Genomic DNA, 20933 nt, shown 5'->3' on the forward strand with positions numbered 1-20933 from the left:
ACGTTTTGTCAGTCAGGGGGCGTGCGGAGTGACGTGCTCCACAACGCCCGCCGACGCCTCGTCCGCCGACGCCCCGTCCCCCGGGGCCACGCCCGTGAACGCCACGGCCGCCGACGCCACCACCGCCGACGCCATGCCCGCGGACGTCACCCGCCCACCTGTTCCACCACGCTCGTGCCGCTCCCGGCCTGCGACTCCCACTCCCACGTCTCCTCCAACCGCACCCGTCCGTCGGGGAGTTCGACGACCGTCGAGACGCAGTGCCCCGAGGAGGTGGTGCCGTCGTGCTTGAGCTGGACGTACCGGAAGTCGAGCCGGTCGCCCGCCCGGGTGCCCACCAGATGACCGCGGACGACGTCACCGCCCGCGTACTCGGCCCAGATCTCACCGCCCCGCTCGTGGTAGGTGAAGCGGGTGCGGGTTCCCACCTGGCCGGGGGCCTGGTCGGTGACGGGGGCGAGGACGAGACCGTCCAGCGAGGGCGGCATACAGGAGGCTCCCTTACAAAAGCGCTGCTCCAGGGGCTAGGGTGGCCACCGTACAAGCACTCGCGGGAGCCCGGACGCACCGGGCTGAGAGGGAGGCTGGCGGCCTCCGACCGTACGAACCTGATCCGGGTCATGCCGGCGAAGGGAGGGGCTGGACGCCCATGTCGTTGCCACGTACGTCAGACGTCCTCGTCGTCGGGGGCGGGATCATCGGGCTCGTGACCGCCTGGCGCGCGGCCCGCAGCGGGCTGGCCACGGCCGTGGTGGATCCGGAGCCGGGCGGCGGTGCCGCGCAGGTGGCGGCCGGGATGCTGGCCGCCGTCACGGAACTGCACTACGGCGAGGAGACCCTGCTCGGCCTGAACCTGGCATCGGCCCGCCGCTACCCGGCGTTCGCGGCCGAGCTGACCGAGCTGACCGGCCTCGACCTCGGTTACCGCAGGTGCGGGACGCTCGCCGTGGCGCTGGACGCCGACGACCGCGCCCACCTGCGGGAACTGCACGCCCTGCAACAGCGCTCCGGCCTGGAGTCGGAATGGCTGTCGGGGCGCGAGTGCCGGCGCCTGGAGCCGATGCTCGCGCCGGGCGTGCGCGGCGGGCTCCGGGTGGACGGCGACCACCAGATCGACCCGCGGCGGCTGGCCGCCGCCCTGGTGGCCGCCTGCGAGCGCACGGGCGTCGTCTTCCACCGCGCGTGGGCCGAGCGGCTCACCGTCGAGCGGGAGCGGGCCACGGGCTGCGTGCTGCGCGACGGCACCGCGCTCGGCGCCGAGCAGGTGGTGCTGGCCGCCGGCAGCCTCAGCGGACGCCTCGCGGGGGTGCCGGACGAGCTGCTGCCGCCGGTGCGGCCGGTGAAGGGGCAGGTGCTGCGGCTGACCGTGCCGAAGCGGTACGCGCCGTTCCTGAGCCGCACGGTGCGGGCCGTGGTGCGCGGCGGCCACCTCTACCTGGTGCCGCGGCTCAGCGGCGAACTGGTCGTCGGGGCCACCAGCGAGGAGCTGGGCTGGGACACCACGGTGACGGCGGGCGGCGTCTACGAGCTGCTGCGCGACGCGCACGAGCTGGTGCCCGGCATCACCGAGCTGCCGCTGACCGAGACCCGGGCCGGGCTGCGCCCCGGCTCCCCCGACAACGCGCCGCTGCTCGGCCCGACCGGTCTGGACGGGCTCCTTGTGGCGACCGGCCACTACCGCAACGGCGTGCTGCTCACGCCGGTGACCGGTGACGTCATGGCCCACGTGCTGACGACCGGCGAGCTGCCGGACGAGGCCCGTCCCTTCACCCCGCGGCGCTTTCGCGCCGCCGCCCTCACGGAGCAGTCCGCATGACCCTCCCCGTCCGCATCTCCGTCAACGGCGAGCCGCGCGAGTTCGCGCCCGGCACGGCCCTGGACACCGTCGTACGGGCCCTGACCGCGGCGCCCTCCGGGGTGGCCGCCGCCCTCAACGAGACCGTCGTCCCGCGCGACCGGTGGCCCGCCACCGCCCTGACCGAGGGCGACCGCGTCGAAATCCTCACCGCCGTCCAAGGAGGCTGACCCATGGCCGACGACCCCTTCGTCCTCGGTGGTACGTCCTTCACGTCCCGGCTGATCATGGGCACCGGCGGTGCGCCCAGCCTGGACGTCCTCGAACGGTCGCTGGTGGCCTCCGGCACGGAGCTGACCACGGTCGCGATGCGCCGGGTGGACCCTTCCGTGCACGGCTCCGTGCTGTCCGTGCTGGAAAAGCTCGGCATCCGGGTGCTGCCCAACACCGCGGGCTGCTTCACGGCCGGCGAGGCGGTCCTCACCGCCCGCCTCGCCCGGGAGGCGCTCGGCACCGACCTGGTCAAACTGGAGGTCATCGCCGACGAGCGCACGCTGCTGCCCGACCCCATCGAACTGCTGGACGCGGCGGAGACGCTGGTCGACGACGGCTTCACGGTGCTGCCCTACACCAACGACGACCCCGTGCTCGCCCGGAAGCTGGAGGACGTCGGCTGCGCCGCGATCATGCCGCTGGGCTCGCCGATCGGGTCCGGGCTCGGGATCCGCAACCCGCACAACTTCCAGCTGATCGTGGAGCACGCGCGCGTGCCGGTGATCCTGGACGCGGGCGCCGGCACGGCCTCGGACGCGGCGCTGGCCATGGAGCTGGGCTGCGCGGGCGTGATGCTCGCCTCGGCGGTGACGCGGGCGCAGGAACCGGCGCTCATGGCCGAGGCGATGCGGCACGCGGTGACGGCCGGTCGCCTGGCCCGGCTGGCGGGCCGCATCCCCCGGCGGCACTTCGCCCAGGCGTCCTCCCCGGCGGACGGCCTGGCCGACCTGGACCCGGAACGCCCGGCCTTCTGAAGCGGGGCGGGGCCCGCGTCCGGAATCCGGCCGGGCCCGCGTGCGTGCCCGGCCCGACCCCGCGTCCGAAGCCCGGCCGAGGGCACGGGTGGGATTGGAGCCAGCCCGCCCGCGGAACCGGGCCGGCCCCACGCGTGAAGACGGACGCGCCCCCTGCCCGAAGCACGGTCGGAGGCGCGTCCGTACCCCGACCGAGCCCGCGTCCTGCCCGGCCGAGGGAGCCCGAGGGCCCGGAGCGCGCACGCGCTCGGAATGGGAGCGGGCCCGGGTCCGGAGCCCGGCCGGGGGAGCGCGAGGGCCCGGAGCGAGCACGCCCGCCGAACCGGGGGGCCGAGCCCACGCACGAAGCCAGGCCGAGGCCACTCGTGGACCCCGGTGGGGCCACCCGTGGACCCCGGTGGCCCTCCGTAGGCCCCGGCCGGGCCACCCGTGATCCCCGTCCGGGCCCCGCCCGTGACCCGGGCCAGGCCCGTGCGCCCCGCGTGCGCTCCCCGCTCGGCGCCCGCGCGCGTGGGAAGCGTCACAGCTCGGCTGCAGTCCCGGGGTGCGGGCCCGCCAGGCGGCTCGGGTGTCCGTGGCGGCTCGTAGACTCCCCTGCGTGGATACGACCCTTCAGGACCCTCTCGTCGGGCAGGTGCTCGACGGCCGGTATCGCGTCGACGCGCGGATCGCCGTCGGCGGGATGGCCACGGTCTACCGGGGCCTGGACACCCGCCTGGACCGCGTTCTCGCGCTCAAGGTGATGCACCCCGCGCTCGCGGCCGACGGTTCGTTCGTGGAGCGGTTCATACGGGAGGCCAAGTCGGTGGCCCGCCTGGACCACCCGAACGTGGTGCAGGTCTTCGACCAGGGCACCGACGGGTCGTACGTCTACCTGGCCATGGAGTACATCGCCGGCTGCACGCTGCGTGACGTGCTGCGCGAGCGCGGGGCGCTCCAGCCGCGGGCCGCGCTGGACATCCTGGAGCCGGTGCTCGCGGCGCTCGGCGCGGCGCACCGCGCCGGGTTCGTGCACCGGGACATGAAGCCGGAGAACGTCCTGATAGGGGACGACGGCCGGGTCAAGGTCGCCGACTTCGGACTGGTCCGGGCCGTGGACTCGGTCACCAGCACCACCGGCGCCGTCCTCGGGACCGTCTCCTACCTCGCCCCCGAGCAGATCAAGCAGGGCACCGCCGATCCCCGGGTCGACGTGTACGCGTGCGGTGTCGTGCTGTACGAGATGCTCACCGGTGGCAAGCCCCACCAGGGCGACAGCCCCGCCCAGGTGCTGTACCAGCACCTGCACGAGGACGTGCCGGCCCCGTCCGCCACCGTCCCCGGACTGCCGTTCGCGCTGGACGAGCTGGTCGCGGCGGCCACCGCGCGCACCCCGGACGTCCGCCCGCACGACGCGGTGGCGCTGCTCGCCCGGGTCCGCGAGGCCCGCGCGGCGCTCACCGCGCAGCAGCTGGACGCCCTGCCGTCGCAGGCCCGCAGCGCCGGGCACGACAACGCCCAGGACCGTACGAGCGTGATCCCGCGCGCGCTGACGGTGCCGCGCCCGCTGCCCGTCGACGAGGACGACGAGGCCGCCGCGACCGGGGCCGCGCTCCACCGCACCAGCCGCCTGGAGGCGCCCGCGGCCCTCGCGGCCCGGCGTCCGGGGCGGCGGCCCCGGCGGCTGGTGCTGACCGTGGTCGCCGCCGTCCTGCTGGTCCTCGGTGTCGGCGGTGGCGTGTGGTACATCAACTCCGGCCAGTTCACGAAGGTGCCGCCGCTGCTGGCGAAGACCGAGACGCAGGCCCGGGCACGGCTCGGGAAGGCCGGTCTCGACGTCAAGGCCGTCGAGCACGCCTACAGCGACACCGTGAGGCGCGGCACGGTCATCAGCACCGACCCGGCCGCGGGCGCCCGGATCCGCAGCCACGACGGGGTGACCCTCACCGTCTCCGACGGCCCGGAGACCGTGAAGGTGCCGGACCTGAAGGGCCGCCCGCTGGGCGCGGCCCAGGGCCTGCTGAAGAAGGCCGGGCTGGAGCCGGGCATGGTGAGCCGCGCGTTCAGCGAGGACGTCACCGCGGGCTCGGTGATCAGCACGAACCCCGACCCGGGCACCGCGCGGCACGCGGGCTCCGCGATAGCGCTCGTGGTCAGCAAGGGCCGCCCGGTGGACGTCCCGGACGTCACGGGTGAGGACCTGGACCAGGCGAAGTCCGACCTGGAGGACGCGGGCCTGAAGGTGACGGTCGCCTCCGAGCAGGTCAACTCCGGGTTCGACAAGGGCCAGGTCGCCCGGCAGACCCCGGCGGCCGACGGCAAGGCGGCCGAGGGCGAGACGGTCACGCTGACGCTGTCCAAGGGCCCGGAGATGGTCGAGGTCCCGGACGTGACGGGCGACAGCGTCGACGACGCGAAGAAGGCACTGCGGGACGCCGGCTTCCAGGCCGAGGAGGACCGCGGGTTCCTCGGGCTGTTCGGCGACACCGTGAAGAAGCAGTCGGTGGAGGGTGGCGAGCAGGCGCCGAAGGGGTCCACCATCAAGATCACCATCAGATGACGAGACGGGGATCACGACGGCCCGCCGCCACCGGCCGCGGGCCGTCGTGACACCCTGAACGGGTGAGCAGTCAGCCGTCCCCCGCTTCCCCCTCCCGGCCCGGCGCCGTCCGCGATCCGGTCGCCCTCCGCAATCCGGTCGGCGGCCACGTGCCGGTGGCCGGCGGCCTCCACCGCGTCGGCCTGTCCTACGCCCGTGAGCTGGGGGCCGAGACGGTGCAGGTCTTCGTCGCCAACCCGCGCGGCTGGGCGACGCCGGACGGTGACCCGCGCCAGGACGAGGCGTTCCGCGCGGCCTGCGCCGAGGAGTCCGTCCCGGCCTACGTCCACGCGCCCTACCTGATCAACTTCGGCTCGCACACCGAGGCGACCGTGGAGCGCTCGGTCCACTCGCTGCGGCACTCTCTGCGGCGCGGGCGGGAGATCGGCGCGCTGGGCGTCGTCGTGCACACCGGGAGCGCCACCGGCGGCCGGGACCGGGGGGTGGCGCTGAAGCAGGTACGGGAGCACATGCTGCCGCTGCTCGACGAGCTGACCCACGACGACGACCCGTACCTGCTCCTGGAGTCGACCGCGGGCCAGGGCGCGTCGCTGTGCTCGCGCACCTGGGACTTCGGACCGTACTTCGAGGCGCTGGACGCCCATCCGAAGCTGGGCGTGTGCCTGGACACCTGCCACATCTTCGCCGCCGGGCACGACCTGACCGGCCCGGACGGGATGCGCCAGACGCTCGACCTGCTGGTGGGCACCGTCGGCGAGGGACGGCTGAGGCTCATCCACGCCAACGACTCCAAGGACGTGGCGGGTGCCCACAAGGACCGGCACGAGAACATCGGCGCGGGCCACATCGGCGAGGATCCGTTCCGCGCCCTGATGGCGCACCCGGCGACCGCGGGCGTGCCGCTGGTCATCGAGACGCCCGGCGGCAAGGAGGGGCACGCGGCGGACGTGGCCCGCCTGAAGCGGCTCAGGGACGGCTGAGCCGGAGCCAGCCTCACAGCCCCGGGCCGTCCCCGGCTTCCTCCTGGTAGGAGTAGCGCTGTTCCTTCCAGGGGTCGCCGATGTTGTGGTATCCGCGTTCCTCCCAGAAGCCACGGCGGTCCGTGGTCATGTACTCCACACCCCGGACCCACTTGGGGCCCTTCCAGGCGTACAGGTGGGGGACGATCAGGCGGAGCGGGAAGCCGTGCTCGGCGGTGAGCAGTTCGCCGTCCTTGTGGGTGGCGAAGAGGGTGGTCCCGGCCGTGAAGTCCGCGAGGCGCAGGTTGGAGCTGAAGCCGTACTCCGCCCAGACCATCACATGGGTGACGTCCGGCGCGGGCGGCGCGATGTCCAGGATCGTACGGGCCGGGATGCCGCCCCACTCGGCGCCGAGCATGCTGAACTTCGTCACGCAGTGCAGGTCGGCGACGCGCGTGGTGTACGGCAGGGCCGTGAACTCCTCGTGGGTCCAGCAGTGCTTCTCGCCGTCGGCGGTGGCGCCGAAGACCCGGAAGTCCCAGCGCTCGGGGCGGAACTTGGGCACCGGCCCGTAGTGGGTGACCGGCCAGCCGCGCTGCAGCCGCTGCCCCGGCGGAAGCTCCGGCTGTGCCGCCGCTCCCCGCGCTGCTCCCGACGCCTCCCCAGACGAGCGTTCCACCGGCTGACCCATGCCTCCATCCTGACAGACCGGGCGGGGTGCACATGACCAGCCCCGCATTCATTCGGACAACTCGCATAAGCGTGCACTTACTGGACGACTGTAGGTGCCGGTGCAATCATGCGGCGCTATCGGACCGTACCGGCCCAAATCGTCCCAGTCAGGCCCGTCAGCGCAGAAGGAGTTCTCCGCATGCAAGGCGACCCCGAGGTCATCGAACTGCTCAACGAGCAGCTCACCGCCGAGCTGACCGCGATCAACCAGTACTTCCTGCACGCCAAGCTCCAGGACCACAAGGGGTGGTCCAAGCTCGCCGAGTACACCCGGGCCGAGTCGTTCGACGAGATGCGGCATGCGGAGATCCTCACCGACCGCATCCTGCTGCTCGACGGCCTGCCCAACTACCAGCGGCTCTTCCACGTGCAGGTCGGGCAGACGGTGACCGAGATGTTCCGGGCCGACCGGCAGATCGAGGTGGAGGCCATCGACCGGCTGCGCCGCGGCGTGGAGGTCATGCGCGACAAGGGCGACATCACGTCGGCCAACGTCTTCGAGGCGATCCTGGCCGACGAGGAACACCACATCGACTACCTGGACACCCAGCTGGAACTGGTCGACAAGCTGGGCGAGGCGCTGTACCTCTCGACGGTCATCGAGCAGAGCCAGCCGGACTCGTCGGGCCCCGGCACCAGCGGCTTCTCCGCCCACTGACGGGGCCACGCGGCCGGACGGGTTGCTCAGGCGGCGTCGCCCAGTTCCTCGGGGGCGGCGCCGTCGGCCTGCGGGGCGAGCCGGGCGAGGGCCGGGGCGCGGCGCTCGATCAGTTCACGGCGCGGGCAGGCGCCCCGGCCGAGCAGCGCCTGGATGCGGCGGACGCAGCCACCGCAGTCCGTGCCCGCCTTGCAGGCCGAGGCGATCTGGCGGGGCGTGCAGGCGCCGCTCTCCGCGTGCTGCTTGACCTGCTGCTCGGTGATGCCGAAGCAACTGCAGACGTACACGCTTCGCTCACCTCCCGCCGGGATCGATCAGTGGTGCCGCCCCGACTTCTCGGTGAGGCAAACCTAACCTTACCCGCCGCTCCAGGCCTGTGAAAGTGGGTGGGGCGCGGACCGTGTGTGATCCGCGCCCCACCCCTTCATGCGGCCCGATGCCTCACTGGTCGCGGTACATCTCCGCGACGAGGAAGGCCAGGTCAAGGGACTGGCTGCGGTTGAGCCGCGGGTCGCAGGCCGTCTCGTAGCGCTGGTGCAGGTCGTCGACGAAGATCTCGTCGCCGCCGCCCACGCACTCGGTGACGTCGTCACCGGTCAGCTCGACGTGGATGCCGCCGGGGTGCGTGCCCAGTTCCTTGTGTACCTCGAAGAAGCCCTTGACCTCGTCGAGCACGTCGTCGAAGCGGCGGGTCTTGTGCCCGGAGGCCGCCTCGAAGGTGTTGCCGTGCATCGGGTCGGTCACCCAGGCCACGGTCGCGCCCGAGGCGGTGACCTTCTCGACCAGCTCGGGCAGCTTGTCGCGGACCTTGTCGGCGCCCATGCGGACGACGAAGGTCAGCCGGCCGGGCTCTCGGTCCGGGTCCAAGCGCTCGATGTACTGCAGCGCCTCCTCGGCCGTCGTGGTCGGACCGAGCTTCACGCCGATCGGGTTGCGGATCTTCGAGGCGAACTCGATGTGCGCGTGGTCCAGCTGCCGGGTGCGCTCGCCGATCCACACCATGTGCCCGGAGACGTCGTAGAGCTGTCCGGTGCGCGAGTCGACGCGGGTGAGCGCCGTCTCGTAGTCGAGCAGCAGCGCCTCGTGCGAGGAGAAGAACTCGACGGTCTTGAACTCCTCCGGGTCGGTGCCGCAGGCCCGCATGAAGTTCAGCGCGTTGTCGATCTCGCGGGCGAGCTGCTCGTAGCGCTGGCCGGAGGGGGACGACTTCACGAAGTCCTGGTTCCAGGCGTGCACCTGGCGCAGGTCGGCGTAGCCGCCGGTGGTGAAGGCGCGCACCAGGTTCAGCGTGGAGGCCGAGGCGTGGTACATCCGCTTCAGCCGCTCCGGGTCGGGGACGCGGGCGGCCTCGGTGAAGTCGAAGCCGTTGACGGAGTCGCCGCGGTAGGTCGGCAGGGTCACGCCGTCGCGGGTCTCGGTCGGCTTGGAGCGCGGCTTGGAGTACTGGCCGGCGATCCGGCCGACCTTCACCACCGGCACCGAGGCGGCGTACGTCAGCACGGCGCCCATCTGCAGGAGCGTCTTGAGCTTGGCCCTGATGTCGTCGGCGGACACCGCGTCGAACGCCTCGGCGCAGTCGCCGCCCTGGAGGAGGAACGCCTCTCCCTTGGCGACGGCCGCCATCCGGGCGCGCAGGTTGTCGCACTCCCCGGCGAAGACGAGCGGCGGGAAGCTCTCCAACTCGGTGATCACCTTACGGAGAGCGCCCTGGTCCGGATACTCCGGCTGCTGGGCCGCCGGGAGGTCTCGCCAGGTGTTCATGTCGATGATGGAGGCGTTTGGGTTCACGCCCCCAGCCTACGGGCTGCGTGCGCGGTGCCGGCCCCATGCCCAGACTGTGGGACACCGGGTCCCGGGGAGCCGGCACCCGGCGGGGACCGGATCGCGCCGTCTCAGGCGGGCCCCGGCCTTCCGGCCGCCCTCACGCGCCGGTCCCGACGTCCAGCTGGTTCCGGTCGACGTTGATCTTCGAGCCGCCGTACGTCTCGGTCCGGTCCCCCGCGTACTGGTGGACGCGCTGCCCGTCGGTCCACAGGGCGGCGGGCAGGGCCGCGTCGGTGGTGACGGCCTCGTCGTTCCAGCGCGCGAAGTGGATCACGTCCGGCAGGGTGGTCCTGGTGGCGTTGCCGACCAGGTCGGCGACCAGGGAGGAGACGCTGCCGTACGCCCCGGAGCGGTAGCCCAGCTCGTGCAGCCGGCCGGTCCAGGCCTCCAGGTAGCCGAGGACGCGGGCGGTGAGGGCGGCGCCGGGCGTGTACTGCTCCAGGTCGTTGTAGAGCACCGAGCCCTTGCCCAGCCCGAGCGCGCCGGCCTGGGCGACGGCGTCGTCGGCGGCGGCCTTCCCCTGGGCCGCCGGGTCGGTGATGGCGGCGCAGCCGGCGGTGCAGCTCCCGGCGTCGGCGGCCGGCTGCGGGCCGACGTAGAGCGGGAGGAGGCGCCAGCCCTTGGCGTACTGGGTGCGCACCCAGTCGGCGGTGAGGTTCGCCTGGGCGCAGCCGCGGTTGACGCCGCCGATGTAGATGCCGACGGCGCCGTAGGGCGAGCCGGCCTTCCAGGCGTCCATGGCGCTCTGGCCCGGCGCCGTACAGGTGTCGAAGCCCTTCCCCCGGTGGGCGGTGGCGTCGGCGGGCAGGGCCGGGACGGACACGGCGGGGTCCGCGGTCTCGGAGCGCGCGGCGGAGACGGGCAGCCCCGCGCTGTCCAGCACGCGTTCGACCGTGGCCCGGTCGTCGCGGTAGGGGGCCGTGACGGCGATCCCGTCGGCCGCCGCCGTGGCGTGGAAGAGGTGTGCGGTGCGGTTCTCGGTGACGGCGGCCTTCGCCGCGGTGGCCGGCCGCACCCACAGCGCCTCGGTGCTGCCGGTGACCCGGGCCGGGCAGTCCTGGGTCCCGCCCGGGTCGCCCAGGTAGACGGCGTGCCGGTCGAAGCGGACGCAGGCCGAGGGGTGCGCGGCGAGGTCGACGACCTCCCAGTCGGCGGGGACGGTGAAGGTGTGGCCGCGGTAGGCGACGGTCCTGGTCGCGCCGCCGGACGGCCCACTGGGCGGGCCACCGGACGCGGTGCCGGCGGCGGCCGGAACGCCTGTGGCGAGGGCGGTGCAGGCGGTCAGCCCGGACAGGAAGGCCAGGACGCGGGGCGTGCGGCGGTACGGGCGGGAGGGGCGCGGGTGGGGCCGGGGCGGGCGTGGTGCGCGGATGGCGGGCTCCTCGGTCGGCGGGGCTCGGACGCCCGCCCTCCTTCCACCTCCCGTGCCCGGGGGAAACCGGCGTGTGGTGCGTCCGGGCGACCCGCGCGGGCCGGGTGCGGTAGGGTGCGGGGCATGTTCGCGCACTCGATCCAGATCCAGAACTGGTGGTGGACCGCTTCTCCGGCGGCCCGCTGACTGCGCGTATCCAGACTTCGCGAAGGCCGCCCGAGGGGCGGCCTTCGGCGTTTTCGGGGTCGTTCCTCACCGACATCGATCACGGCATCGATCACGACAGTGATCGCGGCGGTGGTCACTCTCATCGACGGAAGAGGACCCATGGACCCGGACCTGGCACGGCTCCTGCACGACGACCGCCCCTTCGCCCTGCTCAGGCGCCGCACGCCCGGACACGACCACGACCTGGTCGAGGTGCTCCTCGGCCCGGTGTCCACGTGCGAGCGCCTGGCCGACCTGCCCGAGGAGGGGCTGGCCCTGGTCCCGTTCCGGCAGATCCGTGAACGGGGCTTCGACGTCCGCGACGACGGCACCCCGCTGACGGTGCTGATCCCCGAGGAGACGTACACCCTTCCGCTCGCCGAGGCGCTGGCGCAGCTGCCCGCGCACGACGTCCGCGTCGAGGGCGGCGGTTTCGACGTCTCTGACGAGGAGTACGCGCGGATCGTCGGGCGGGTGCTGCGTGAGGAGATCGGCACGGGCGAGGGCGCCAACTTCGTGATCCGGCGGACGTACGAGGGCGGGATCCCGGGCTTCGGACGGGCCGACGCGCTGGCGCTGTTCCGGCGGCTCCTTGAGGGTGAGCGGGGGGCGTACTGGACGTTCGTCGTGCACACCGGAGACCGGAAGGGGCCCGAAGGGCCTTCCTTGGAAGGGCGGGGGTGGGAGACGGGTGGGCGCACGCTGGTGGGCGCGAGCCCCGAGGTGCATGTGCGGATGTCCGGCGGCACGGTCGTCATGAACCCGATCAGCGGCACGTACCGCTACCCCGCCGAGGGGCCGACCCCCGAGCACCTGCTCGGTTTCCTCGCCGACGGCAAGGAGATCGAGGAGCTGTCGATGGTCGTCGACGAGGAACTGAAGATGATGTGCACCGTCGGCGACATGGGCGGGGTCGTGGTCGGGCCCCGGCTGAAGGAGATGGCGCACCTCGCGCACACCGAGTACGAACTGCGCGGCCGGTCCTCGCTGGACGTGCGCGAGGTGCTCAGAAAGACCATGTTCGCGGCGACCGTCACCGGATCGCCGGTGCAGAACGCCTGCCGGGTCATCGAACGCCACGAGGTCGGCGGGCGCGGCTACTACGCGGGCGCCCTGGCCCTGCTCGGCCGGGACGCGGGCGGCGCGCAGACCCTGGACTCCCCCATCCTGATCCGCACCGCCGACATCGACGCGGCCGGGCGGCTGCGGGTCCCGGTCGGCGCGACGCTGGTGCGCGGCTCCGACCCGGCGGGCGAGGTGGCCGAGACCCATGCGAAGGCGGCGGGTGTGCTGGCCGCCCTGGGCGTAGGGCCCGCCCGGCCGCGGGCGGAGGGGGAGCGGCCGCGCCTCGCCGACGACCCGCGGGTGCGGGCGGCGCTGGACGGGCGGCGGGCCTCGCTGGCTCCGTTCTGGCTGCGGATGCAGGAGACGTCGGACGTGCTGTCGGGGCACGCGCTGGTGGTGGACGGCGAGGACACGTTCACCGCGATGCTCGCGCACGTCCTGCGGTCCTCGGGTCTTGAGGTCACCGTCCGCCGCTACGACGAGGCCGGGCTGCGCGCGGCCGTCCTCGCGCACGAGGGACCGGTCGTGCTCGGGCCCGGCCCCGGCGACCCGTCCGACCTGGACGACCCGAAGATGCGGATGCTGCGCGCACTGACCGCCGAGGTGATCGCCGCGCACCGGCACGGCGTGCTCGGCGTCTGCCTCGGGCACGAGCTGATCGCGGCCGAGCTGGGCCTGGAGATCGTCCGCAAGGAGGTGCCGTACCAGGGTGCGCAGACGACGGTCGACCTGTTCGGGCGGCCGGAGACGGTCGGCTTCTACAACAGCTTCGTGGCACGCTGCGACGACGAGGCCCACGCCGAGCTGGCCGCGCACGGCATCGAGGTGAGCCGCGGCACGAACGGTGAGGTGCACGCGCTGCGCGGGGTCGCGGGCGCGCCGGGGAGCGGGTTCGCGTCGGTGCAGTTCCACCCGGAGTCGGTGCTGACGCTGAACGGGGCGTCGATCGTGACGGGCCTGGTGGGTCAGCTGCGCGGGACCAGCACGTTCTCCGAGCGGCGGCCCGCCCTGTAGTCCAGGACGTTGCGCACGGTGGCGTTGACGATCTGCCGCAGGGCGTCCTCGGTGTAGTACGCCTGGTGGGAGGTGACCAGGACGTTGGGGAAGGTGACCAGGCGGGCCAGGATGTCGTCCTCGATGGCCTCCAGGGACTTGTCGAGGAAGAACAGACCCGCCTCGGACTCGTAGACGTCCAGGCCGACGCCGGTGAAGCGGCCCTCGCGCAGTTCGGTGACGAGGGCCGCGGTGTCGACGAGGCCGCCGCGGCTGGAGTTCACCAGGATCGCGTCGTCCTTCATCGCCTTCAGGGCGTCCGCGTCGATGAGGTGCTGGGTCTGGGGCATCAGCGGCACGTGCAGGGAGACCAGGTCGGACTCGGCGAGGAGCTGGTCCTTGTGGACGTACGTCATGCCGAGTTCCATGCAGGCGGGGTTCTCGGCGATGTCCCAGCCCAGCAGCCGCATGCCGAAGCCGTGGGCGATCCGGGCGAACGCCTCGCCGATCTTGCCGGTGCCGAGCACTCCGGCGGTGCGGCCGTGCAGGTCGCGGCCCATCAGCCCGTCGAGCCGGAAGTCGAAGTCGCGGGTGCGGGTGGAGGCGCGCACGATGCGCCGGTTGACCGCGAGGGCGAGCGTCCAGGCGAACTCGGCGACGGCGTAGGGCGAGTAGAACGAGACCCGGGCGACCGTCATGCCGAGCCGTTCGGCGGCGTGCAGGTCGATGTTGTTGAAGCCGGTGGAGCGCTGGGCGACCAGCCGGGTGCCGCCGGCCGCGAGGGTCTCCAGGACGCGGGCGCCGAGTCCGGCGTTGACGCTGGTGGAGACGATCTCGTAGCCGGCGGCGATGGGCGCGGTGTCCTCGTTGAGGAAGACGTCCAGGCAGCGGACCTCCTGGTGGTCCCGGAACGCGTGCTCGATCAGGGGCTTCTCGTCGGCCTGCACTCCGAAGGCCAGGATCTCCACGGCGACTCCCGTTCTGGTGGGGTATGAGCCGAATATACGGGGATGTACGGGGACATACGGCTCACCCCCCGCGCGACCGGCCCCCCGCTGCCGTGCGGTCAGCCGAAGAAGACCCCGGCCTCCTCGTACAGCTTCGGGTCCACGGTCTTCAGCTTGGCGGTGGCCTCGGCGATCGGGACGCGGACGATGTCGGTGCCGCGCAGGGCGACCATCTTGCCGAAGTCGCCGTCGTGGACGCAGTCGACGGCGTGCAGGCCGAACCGGGTGGCGAGCCAGCGGTCGAAGGCGCTGGGCGTGCCGCCGCGCTGGATGTGCCCGAGGACGGTGGTCCGCGCCTCCTTGCCGGTGCGCTTCTCGATCTCCTTGGCCAGCCACTCGCCGACCCCGGAGAGGCGGACGTGCCCGAAGGAGTCCAGCGACCCGTCCTTGAGCACCATCTGGCCGTCCTTGGGCATGGCGCCCTCGGCGACGACCACGATCGGGGCGTAGGAGGCCCGGAAGCGGGAGGTGATCCAGGCGCAGACCTGGTCGACGTCGAAGCGCTGCTCGGGGACGAGGATGACGTTCGCGCCGCCGGCGAGGCCGGAGTGCAGGGCGATCCAGCCCGCGTGACGGCCCATCACCTCGCAGACCAGGACCCGCATGTGGGACTCTGCGGTGGTGTGCAGCCGGTCGATCGCCTCGGTGGCGATGCCGACGGCGGTGTCGAAGCCGAAGGTGTAGTCGGTGGCCGACAGGTCGTTGTCGATGGTCTTGGGCACGCCGACGCAGGGCACGCCGTACTCGTCGCTCAGCCGCGCGGCCACCCCCAGGGTGTCCTCGCCGCCGATCGCGATGAGCGCCTCGACCTCCTGCTTGGCGAGGTTGTCCTTGATGCGCCGGATGCCGCCCTCCTGCTTGAGCGGGTTGGTGCGCGAGGAGCCGAGGATGGTGCCGCCGCGCGGCAGGATGCCGCGGACGGCGGGGATGTCGAGGCGGACGGTGTCGTTCTCCAGGGGGCCGCGCCAGCCGTCCCGGAAGCCGACGAAGTCGTAGCCGTACTCCTGGACGCCCTTGCGGACGACACCCCGGATGACGGCGTTGAGCCCGGGGCAGTCGCCGCCACCGGTCAGTACTCCGACGCGCATGGAAATGTCCCTTCGCCACGGTTGCCTGGTGAAGGGCACGTTAATGGTGACCCACGTCACTCCGACATGGGCGGAAAAGTCAATTCCTGTGGATTGTCCGGTAGTTGATCACGGCAAATCCACTCGAAAGAGTGGGTGGGCCGGGTACGGCGGTTTACTCGCCGTCGAGTCCGCGTTCGATGGCGTACCGGACCAGTTCCACCCGGTTGTGCAACTGGAGCTTGCCGAGGGTGTTCTGCACATGGTTCTGGACGGTGCGGTGCGAGATGACCAGGCGTTCGGCGATCTGCTTGTAGCTCAGGCCCTTGGCGACCAGGCGCAGCACCTCCGTCTCACGCTCCGTGAGGCGTGGGGCCTTCGGGCCGCTGCCGGCCGCGGCGTCGGCGGCCACGGGTTCGGCGGCCAGGCGCCGGTACTCGCCGAGGACCAGCCCGGCCAGACCGGGGGTGAACACCGGGTCACCGACGGCGGTCCGGCGCACGGCGTCCAGCAGTTCCTGCGTCGAGGCCGACTTCAGCAGGTAGCCGGTCGCCCCCGACTTCACGGCCTCCAGCACGTCGGCGTGCTCACCGCTCGCGGAGAGCACCAGCACCCGCAACGCCGGGTTGTGCGCGACGAGTTCCTTGCAGACCTGGGCGCCGGGCTTCGCGGGCAGGTTGAGGTCGAGCACGAGCACGTCGGGCGCCGCGGCCTTGGCCCGGCGCACCGCCTGCTCGCCGTCCCCCGCGGTGGCGACCACCTCGATCCCGGACCCGGCCAGGTCACGGGCGACGGCGTCCCGCCACATGGGGTGGTCGTCGACCACCATCACCCTGATCGGTTCCTGCTGTGCGCTCATCGGCTCTCCGTCTTCCCCCGTGCCGGCTTCGCCCGCTTCGGTACGTTCAGTTCGACTTCCGTGCCCTGCCCGGGCACCGAGATCAGCTCGGCGGTGCCGCCGACGTCACGCAGCCGGCCCCGGATCGACTGGGCCACACCGAGCCTGCCCTCGCCCTCGGCCTGCGCGAGCCGCCCCTCGGGGATGCCCGGCCCCTCGTCCCGGACCGTCACCAGCACCGCGTCCGGCTCGTCCTCCACCAGGATCCAGGCCCGCGCGTCCTCGCCCACGTGGTGCCGGACGTTGTCCAGCGCTGCCCCGACCGCCGCGGCCACCTGCCGGGCCACAGCGGCCGGCAGCGGCACCGGGGCGCCCGGCTCGGCCAGCGCGGTACGGGAACCGGCGTACGGGGCGAGCAGCGCGCGCAGGTCGACGGGCTCCTCGCCCCGCTCCCCGTCGTACGCGTCGTACCCGTCGTACCCGTCGTCCTCGACGACCCGGACGACCGCGCCGTCGGCCGCGCTCTCGGAGACCCGCGAGACGGGCACCAGCCCGCCGGAGACGAGGGTGCGCAGCGCCACCTCCTGCTCACCCGCCAACCGGCCCAGCTCCGCCGCCTCGCCGCCGATGACCGCGCCGCGCCGCTGCACCATGGCGAGCACCTGGAGCACTCCGTCGTGGATGTCGCGGGCCAGCCGCTCGCGTTCCCTGGTCGCCGCCTCGATCTCCAGGGCGCGGGCCAGAGTGCGTTCGGAGGCGCGGGCCACCTCGACGACGTAGCCGATGGCGATGGAGGCGACCCAGACCAGCATCACGTTGTGCACGGTGTCGCGGGCCGGGGTGCCGCGCTCGACCAGGTTGGCGAGGGCGACGGCGGTGGAGGCCACGGCGGCCCAGCGCCAGCCGCCCTTGACGGCGAAGGCGAGGACGGAACCGGCCGTCCATATCGACGGCAGCGTCGGGCCGCCGTCCGCGATCCGCGCGTGCGCGTCCGCGAGCGGGGTGAGCAGGATGCCGCCCACCGCCAGCGCCAGGTCGGCGGCGAGGAAGCGCTTGGTGCAGTGCGCGGCGCTCGCGACCCTGGGCAGGGTGGCCAGCGTCCACACGAACAGCACGCAGTAGTAGGCGATGGCGACCCCGGGGCGGGGGAAGCGGCCGTAGGCGGTGGCGAACAGGCCGGCCGCGTAGAACAGGGTCAGCACCCGGTAGCCGGCGAGCGCCCGCCACAGCGGCTGCTCGACCGACATCCTCATGACGCGCTCGCGCCTGGCCATGCCCCCCCGGTCCCCGTTCCGTCCCCGCCCCCCGGCGGGGGCTACTGCGCGCCCGTCTCCCGCTCGGCGCGGTCCTCGCCGGCCGCGGGGCCGCCTTCCGCGGCAGCGGCCTGCGCCGCCTTCTCCGCCCTCTCCGCCTCTTTCCCGGCTTCCTTCTCGGCCTTCCCGGCCTTCTCCGCTTCCTTCTCGGCCTTCGCCGCCTCCGCGATCTGCCGCTTGGCCGCGGTCGCGTAGATGTCGACGTACTCCTGGCCGGAGAGCTTCATGATCTCGTACATGACCTCGTCGGTCACGGCGCGCAGGACGAAGCGGTCGTGCTCCATGCCCTGGTAGCGGCTGAAGTCGAGGGCCCTGCCGATCCTGATGCCGGGGCGCATCAGCTTGGGGACGACCTTCCCGGGCGGCTGGATCTTCTCCGTGTCGATCATGGCGACGGGGATGACCGGCGCCCCGGTGGCCAGCGCCACCCGGGCCAGGCCGCCCGGCTTGCCGCGGTAGAGGCGGCCGTCGGGCGAGCGGGTGCCCTCGGGGTAGATGCCGAACAACTCACCGCGCTCCAGCACCTCTATGCCGCTCCTCACCGCCGCCTCGCCCGCGCCGCGCGCGCCGGAGCGGTCCACGGGAAGCTGGCCGACGCCCTTGAAGAACGCGGCGGTCAGCCGCCCCTTCACGCCGGGCGTGGTGAAGTACTCGGCCTTGGCGATGAACGTGACCTTGCGGTCGAGCACCGCAGGCAGGAAGAACGAGTCCGAGAACGAGAGGTGATTGCTGGCCAGAATGGCGGGGCCCTCGGCCGGAATGTTCTCCGCGCCCTCCACCCAGGGCCTGAAGGCGAGCTTCAGCGGCCCCCCGATGGCGACCTTCATCGTGCCGTAGAACAACCGACTGCCTCCCGTGTGTGTCGCTCAGACCATAACCCGGGGCGACGCGGAAGGCGCCTGCGGCCCTGGTCGGTGTCAGTGCCGTCGCGTACGGTGAAGTACCTGCGATCGGCGGCCGTGTGCCGCAGGCGCACCACCCTGCCCCGCGCACACCTGTCATCGACGTGCCCAGCCCACTTCACGAACAGGAGACCGACGTGCCGGTCCTCCCCGGAGCCGAGCCGTTCCGCCACGAGGGCGGGGAGGTCGGCGTCCTCCTCTGCCACGGCTTCACCGGTTCCCCCCAGTCGCTGCGCCCCTGGGCCGATCACCTGGCCGAGCGCGGCCTGACGGTCTCCCTCCCGCTGCTGCCCGGGCACGGCACCCGCTGGGAGGACATGCAGCTCACCGGCTGGCAGGACTGGTACGCGGAGGTGGACCGCGAACTGCGCGCCCTGAGCGAGCGGTGCGCGCAGGTGTTCGTGGCCGGGCTGTCCATGGGCGGGGCGCTGGCGCTGCGCCTCGCGGCCCGGCACGGGGACGCGGTCGCCGGGGTCGTGGTGGTCAACCCGGCCAACAAGGTGCACGGCCTGTCCGCGTACGCGCTGCCCGTGGCCCGGCACCTGGTGCGCACGGCGAAGGGGATCGCCAGCGACATCGCGAAGGAGGGCAGCGCGGAACTGGGCTACGACCGGGTGCCGCTGCACTGCGCGCACTCGCTGCGGACCTTCTTCCGCCGGGTGGACGGGGAGCTTCCGCAGGTCACGCAGCCGCTGCTGCTCCTGCGCAGCCCGCAGGACCACGTGGTGCCGCCGGCCGACTCGGCGCGGATCCTCGGCCGGGTCTCCTCCGTGGACGTCACGGAGGTCCTGCTGGAACAGAGCTACCACGTCGCGACGTTGGACCACGACGCGGACCGGATCTTCGAGGAGAGCCTCGCCTTCATCGGCCGGATCGCACCCAGTGTCGGCAAGGAAGGGACGGCCGCAGGTGGCTGAGCACGACTCCGACCGCGAGAGCCGCGAGGGCCGTGAACCGGGCGAGCCCGGGCGACCCGCGCAGCCCGGGCAGCCGGCCGAGACCGCGCAGCCGGTGGAGCCCGCGCAGTCCGATCGGCATGCGGACCCGGCGCCGCCCGTACAGCCCGTGGAACCGGTGCAGCCCGTGCCGCCCGTCGAGCCGGTCACGGCGGCCGACGCGGCCGCTACCGCGGGGTCCGTCGATCCGGTCGGTCCCGGCGCTTCCACCGGTGCCGCCGAATCCTCCGGGGCCTCCGCGGCCACTGGTCCCTCAGGTTCCACCGGCCCCTCAGGCCCCGGTGGTCACACCGGTCACGGCGGTGACGGGGTGGCGCTCGACGAGGAGGCCGCGTGGGCCGCGATCGTCGCCGGGTACGGCCAGGAGCCGCCGGACCCGCCGGGGGCCAAGCCGTTCAAGCCCATCGAGGACCTGCTGCTGCCGGAACCGCCGAACGCCGACGGCACGGACGGTGCCGGCCGCGGGGAGCCGAACCCGGCCAGGACGCTGGGCGGCTCGGTCTCCTTCGCGCCGGGCGTCGCCTCGCCGGGCACGGGCCCGCGCGACTACGCGCCCGACGAGCCGTCCGACGACGACTTCGGCACGGACGACGAGGGCCACTTCGTCCCGCCGGAGCCGCCGCCGCTGCCGGACGCGGACGCGACCGCGAAGTTCGCGTGGCTGGGGGTGATCGGCGGCCCCGTCCTGCTCCTGCTGGCCGTCCTGCTGGGCTGGGACATGACCTGGTGGCTGACGACGCTCGGCATCGGCGGCTTCGTCGGCGGCGTCGCGACGCTGGTGGCCCGCATGAACCCGGGCGACGAGGACGACGACGACCCGGGCCGCGGCGCCGTGGTGTAGCCCACCCCGGTCCGCCCCGGGCCGGGGCCGACGGCAGGGGTCACGCGTCTGCCGGGACCCGTAGGGCCGCCAGGACCGGGAGGTGGTCCGTGCCCGCCCTCAGGTCCGCGTCCGTCACTCCGACGAGCCCCTGCGGCACCCCGCAGCCGAGGATCTCGACGCCGTGCGTCGCGAAGACCGCGTCGATGCGCCGGTGCGGGTCGCGCGACGACCAGGTGCGCTCCCCGCCCCAGGGCGCCGTGGCCCAGCCGTCCTGGAGCGTGCCGGCCAGCCGGCGGAAGGCGGGGCCCTCCGGTCCCTCGTTCAGGTCGCCGCCCGCGACCGCGTGCGGCACGCCCATCCCGGCCAGCCGGTCCAGGAGCAGGCCGCTCTGCGCGTACCGCTCGTCCTGGTCGAGCGAGAGGTGGCAGCCGAGCACGCCGAGCCGGGCACCCCCGAAGCGGACCACCGCCGTGGCGAAGCCGCGCCGGTGCTGGCCCGGTGTGAGCGGCAGCAGGACGTCCTCGGTGCGCTCGACGGTGGCCCGGAGGGAACAGAGCACCGCCGGTCCCGCCGCCGTCCCGCCGCCGGTGAGGACCACCAGGTCCGAGGCCGCCGCCAGCCGCGCCAGCTTCTTGCGCCAGCGGAAGAAGCGGGGCGCCTCCTGGAGGAGGACGAGATCGGGCGCGCAGGCGCTGATGACCCGGGCGAGGGCGGCGGTGTCGTCCCGCATCGACCGGATGTTCAGGCTCAGGACGCGGACGACGGCGGAACCGTCGGGTTCGGTGCGGGAGTTGGGCAGCTGCATGACGATCAACATACGCGGGGACGGGACCGCTTCGGCACGGCGGTCGGGCT

At 73.3% G+C, this 20933-nt stretch carries 22 protein-coding genes and 1 riboswitch; of the genes, 10 read left to right on the forward strand and 12 right to left on the reverse strand.

The features are described 5' to 3' along the window. Positions 1-12: 12 nt before the first annotated feature. Together AB0G56_RS03710 and AB0G56_RS03715 are read right to left on the reverse strand one after the other, a co-directional pair. A complete protein-coding gene (locus AB0G56_RS03710; RefSeq protein WP_360963042.1) occupies positions 13-150 on the reverse strand; it encodes a hypothetical protein in 138 nt (45 codons plus the stop codon). Then, positions 147-488: a hypothetical protein gene (locus AB0G56_RS03715; protein ID WP_360963045.1), complete on the reverse strand. Its 342-nt coding sequence runs from the start codon at positions 486-488 to the stop codon at positions 147-149. Before AB0G56_RS03715 ends, AB0G56_RS03710 begins: the two co-directional genes overlap by 4 nt. A 52-nt stretch (positions 489-540) precedes the next feature. Continuing rightward, a riboswitch (TPP riboswitch) is annotated at positions 541-652 on the forward strand. Here AB0G56_RS03715 and thiO point away from each other — a divergent pair. The 5 genes from thiO to AB0G56_RS03740 all read left to right on the forward strand — a co-directional run bounded on the left by thiO (position 650) and on the right by AB0G56_RS03740 (position 6342). Next, a complete protein-coding gene (gene thiO / locus AB0G56_RS03720) occupies positions 650-1816 on the forward strand; it encodes a glycine oxidase ThiO (protein ID WP_360963048.1) in 1167 nt (388 codons plus the stop codon). Its footprint overlaps the riboswitch before it by 3 nt. After that, positions 1813-2025 (forward strand): sulfur carrier protein ThiS, encoded by a 213-nt coding sequence (gene thiS, locus AB0G56_RS03725; RefSeq protein WP_360963051.1) that lies wholly within the window; start codon positions 1813-1815, stop codon positions 2023-2025. The genes thiO and thiS overlap by 4 nt, the downstream gene beginning before the upstream one ends. A 3-nt stretch (positions 2026-2028) precedes the next feature. Continuing rightward, complete coding sequence (locus AB0G56_RS03730; RefSeq protein WP_360963054.1) at positions 2029-2823, forward strand: thiazole synthase; 795 nt, start codon at positions 2029-2031, stop codon at positions 2821-2823. A 598-nt stretch (positions 2824-3421) separates the two neighbouring features. Then, the gene (gene pknB, locus AB0G56_RS03735) at positions 3422-5362 is read left to right on the forward strand and encodes a Stk1 family PASTA domain-containing Ser/Thr kinase (protein WP_360963057.1); all 1941 of its coding nucleotides are present in this window, start codon (positions 3422-3424) and stop codon (positions 5360-5362) included. 149 nt (positions 5363-5511) lie between these two features. Further along, entirely contained in the window at positions 5512-6342 is an 831-nt protein-coding gene (locus AB0G56_RS03740) for a deoxyribonuclease IV (RefSeq protein ID WP_360963308.1), read from the forward strand. A gap of 13 nt (positions 6343-6355) precedes the next feature. On the opposite strand, the gene AB0G56_RS03745 is transcribed toward AB0G56_RS03740, so the two are convergent. Continuing rightward, positions 6356-7012, reverse strand: coding sequence for a sulfite oxidase-like oxidoreductase (locus AB0G56_RS03745; protein WP_360963059.1), 657 nt, complete (start codon positions 7010-7012; stop codon positions 6356-6358). A gap of 180 nt (positions 7013-7192) precedes the next feature. On the opposite strand from AB0G56_RS03745, the gene bfr reads away from it, so the two are divergent. Next, complete coding sequence (gene bfr / locus AB0G56_RS03750) at positions 7193-7711, forward strand: bacterioferritin (RefSeq protein ID WP_360963061.1); 519 nt, start codon at positions 7193-7195, stop codon at positions 7709-7711. Between the two features lie 26 nt (positions 7712-7737). On the opposite strand, the gene AB0G56_RS03755 is transcribed toward bfr, so the two are convergent. The 3 genes from AB0G56_RS03755 to AB0G56_RS03765 all read right to left on the reverse strand — a co-directional run bounded on the left by AB0G56_RS03755 (position 7738) and on the right by AB0G56_RS03765 (position 11042). Beyond that, entirely contained in the window at positions 7738-7998 is a 261-nt protein-coding gene (locus AB0G56_RS03755; protein ID WP_360963064.1) for a (2Fe-2S)-binding protein, read from the reverse strand. A gap of 154 nt (positions 7999-8152) precedes the next feature. After that, entirely contained in the window at positions 8153-9472 is a 1320-nt protein-coding gene (locus tag AB0G56_RS03760; protein ID WP_360963311.1) for a class II 3-deoxy-7-phosphoheptulonate synthase, read from the reverse strand. Between the two features lie 160 nt (positions 9473-9632). After that, entirely contained in the window at positions 9633-11042 is a 1410-nt protein-coding gene (locus AB0G56_RS03765; protein WP_360963067.1) for a glycoside hydrolase domain-containing protein, read from the reverse strand. Here AB0G56_RS03765 and AB0G56_RS03770 point away from each other — a divergent pair. Then, positions 11031-11093: a trp operon leader peptide gene (locus AB0G56_RS03770; protein ID WP_360963314.1), complete on the forward strand. Its 63-nt coding sequence runs from the start codon at positions 11031-11033 to the stop codon at positions 11091-11093. The genes AB0G56_RS03765 and AB0G56_RS03770 overlap by 12 nt on opposite strands. A 141-nt stretch (positions 11094-11234) precedes the next feature. Further along, positions 11235-13193: an anthranilate synthase family protein gene (locus AB0G56_RS03775; protein WP_360963070.1), complete on the forward strand. Its 1959-nt coding sequence runs from the start codon at positions 11235-11237 to the stop codon at positions 13191-13193. Here AB0G56_RS03775 and AB0G56_RS03780 read toward each other — a convergent pair. The 5 genes from AB0G56_RS03780 to AB0G56_RS03800 form a co-directional block, all read right to left on the reverse strand. Then, positions 13145-14140 (reverse strand): 2-hydroxyacid dehydrogenase, encoded by a 996-nt coding sequence (locus AB0G56_RS03780; RefSeq protein ID WP_360963073.1) that lies wholly within the window; start codon positions 14138-14140, stop codon positions 13145-13147. The genes AB0G56_RS03775 and AB0G56_RS03780 overlap by 49 nt on opposite strands. Before the next feature lie 98 nt (positions 14141-14238). After that, entirely contained in the window at positions 14239-15267 is a 1029-nt protein-coding gene (locus tag AB0G56_RS03785) for a 6-phosphofructokinase (protein WP_360963075.1), read from the reverse strand. 154 nt (positions 15268-15421) lie between these two features. After that, positions 15422-16105 carry a response regulator transcription factor gene (locus tag AB0G56_RS03790; protein WP_360963078.1) on the reverse strand — a complete coding sequence of 228 codons (684 nt, stop codon included), beginning with the start codon at positions 16103-16105 and terminating at the stop codon, positions 15422-15424. Continuing rightward, complete coding sequence (locus AB0G56_RS03795; RefSeq protein WP_360963081.1) at positions 16102-17358, reverse strand: DUF5931 domain-containing protein; 1257 nt, start codon at positions 17356-17358, stop codon at positions 16102-16104. Before AB0G56_RS03795 ends, AB0G56_RS03790 begins: the two co-directional genes overlap by 4 nt. A 41-nt stretch (positions 17359-17399) precedes the next feature. Continuing rightward, positions 17400-18224: a lysophospholipid acyltransferase family protein gene (locus tag AB0G56_RS03800; RefSeq protein ID WP_360963317.1), complete on the reverse strand. Its 825-nt coding sequence runs from the start codon at positions 18222-18224 to the stop codon at positions 17400-17402. 212 nt (positions 18225-18436) lie between these two features. Between AB0G56_RS03800 and AB0G56_RS03805 the strand changes: the two genes are divergently transcribed. Both AB0G56_RS03805 and AB0G56_RS03810 read left to right on the forward strand, forming a co-directional pair. Then, positions 18437-19216, forward strand: a complete 780-nt coding sequence (locus AB0G56_RS03805) for an alpha/beta fold hydrolase (RefSeq protein WP_360963320.1) — start codon at positions 18437-18439, stop codon at positions 19214-19216. A gap of 349 nt (positions 19217-19565) precedes the next feature. Then, positions 19566-20096, forward strand: coding sequence for a hypothetical protein (locus tag AB0G56_RS03810; RefSeq protein WP_360963323.1), 531 nt, complete (start codon positions 19566-19568; stop codon positions 20094-20096). A 40-nt stretch (positions 20097-20136) separates the two neighbouring features. Here AB0G56_RS03810 and AB0G56_RS03815 read toward each other — a convergent pair whose 3' ends face one another. Beyond that, the gene (locus AB0G56_RS03815; protein WP_360963084.1) at positions 20137-20883 is read right to left on the reverse strand and encodes an endonuclease/exonuclease/phosphatase family protein; all 747 of its coding nucleotides are present in this window, start codon (positions 20881-20883) and stop codon (positions 20137-20139) included. Positions 20884-20933 lie beyond the last annotated feature (50 nt).

The sequence above is a fragment of the Streptomyces sp. NPDC021356 genome, assembly GCF_040641015.1.
Classification (GTDB): Bacteria; Actinomycetota; Actinomycetes; order Streptomycetales; family Streptomycetaceae; genus Streptomyces.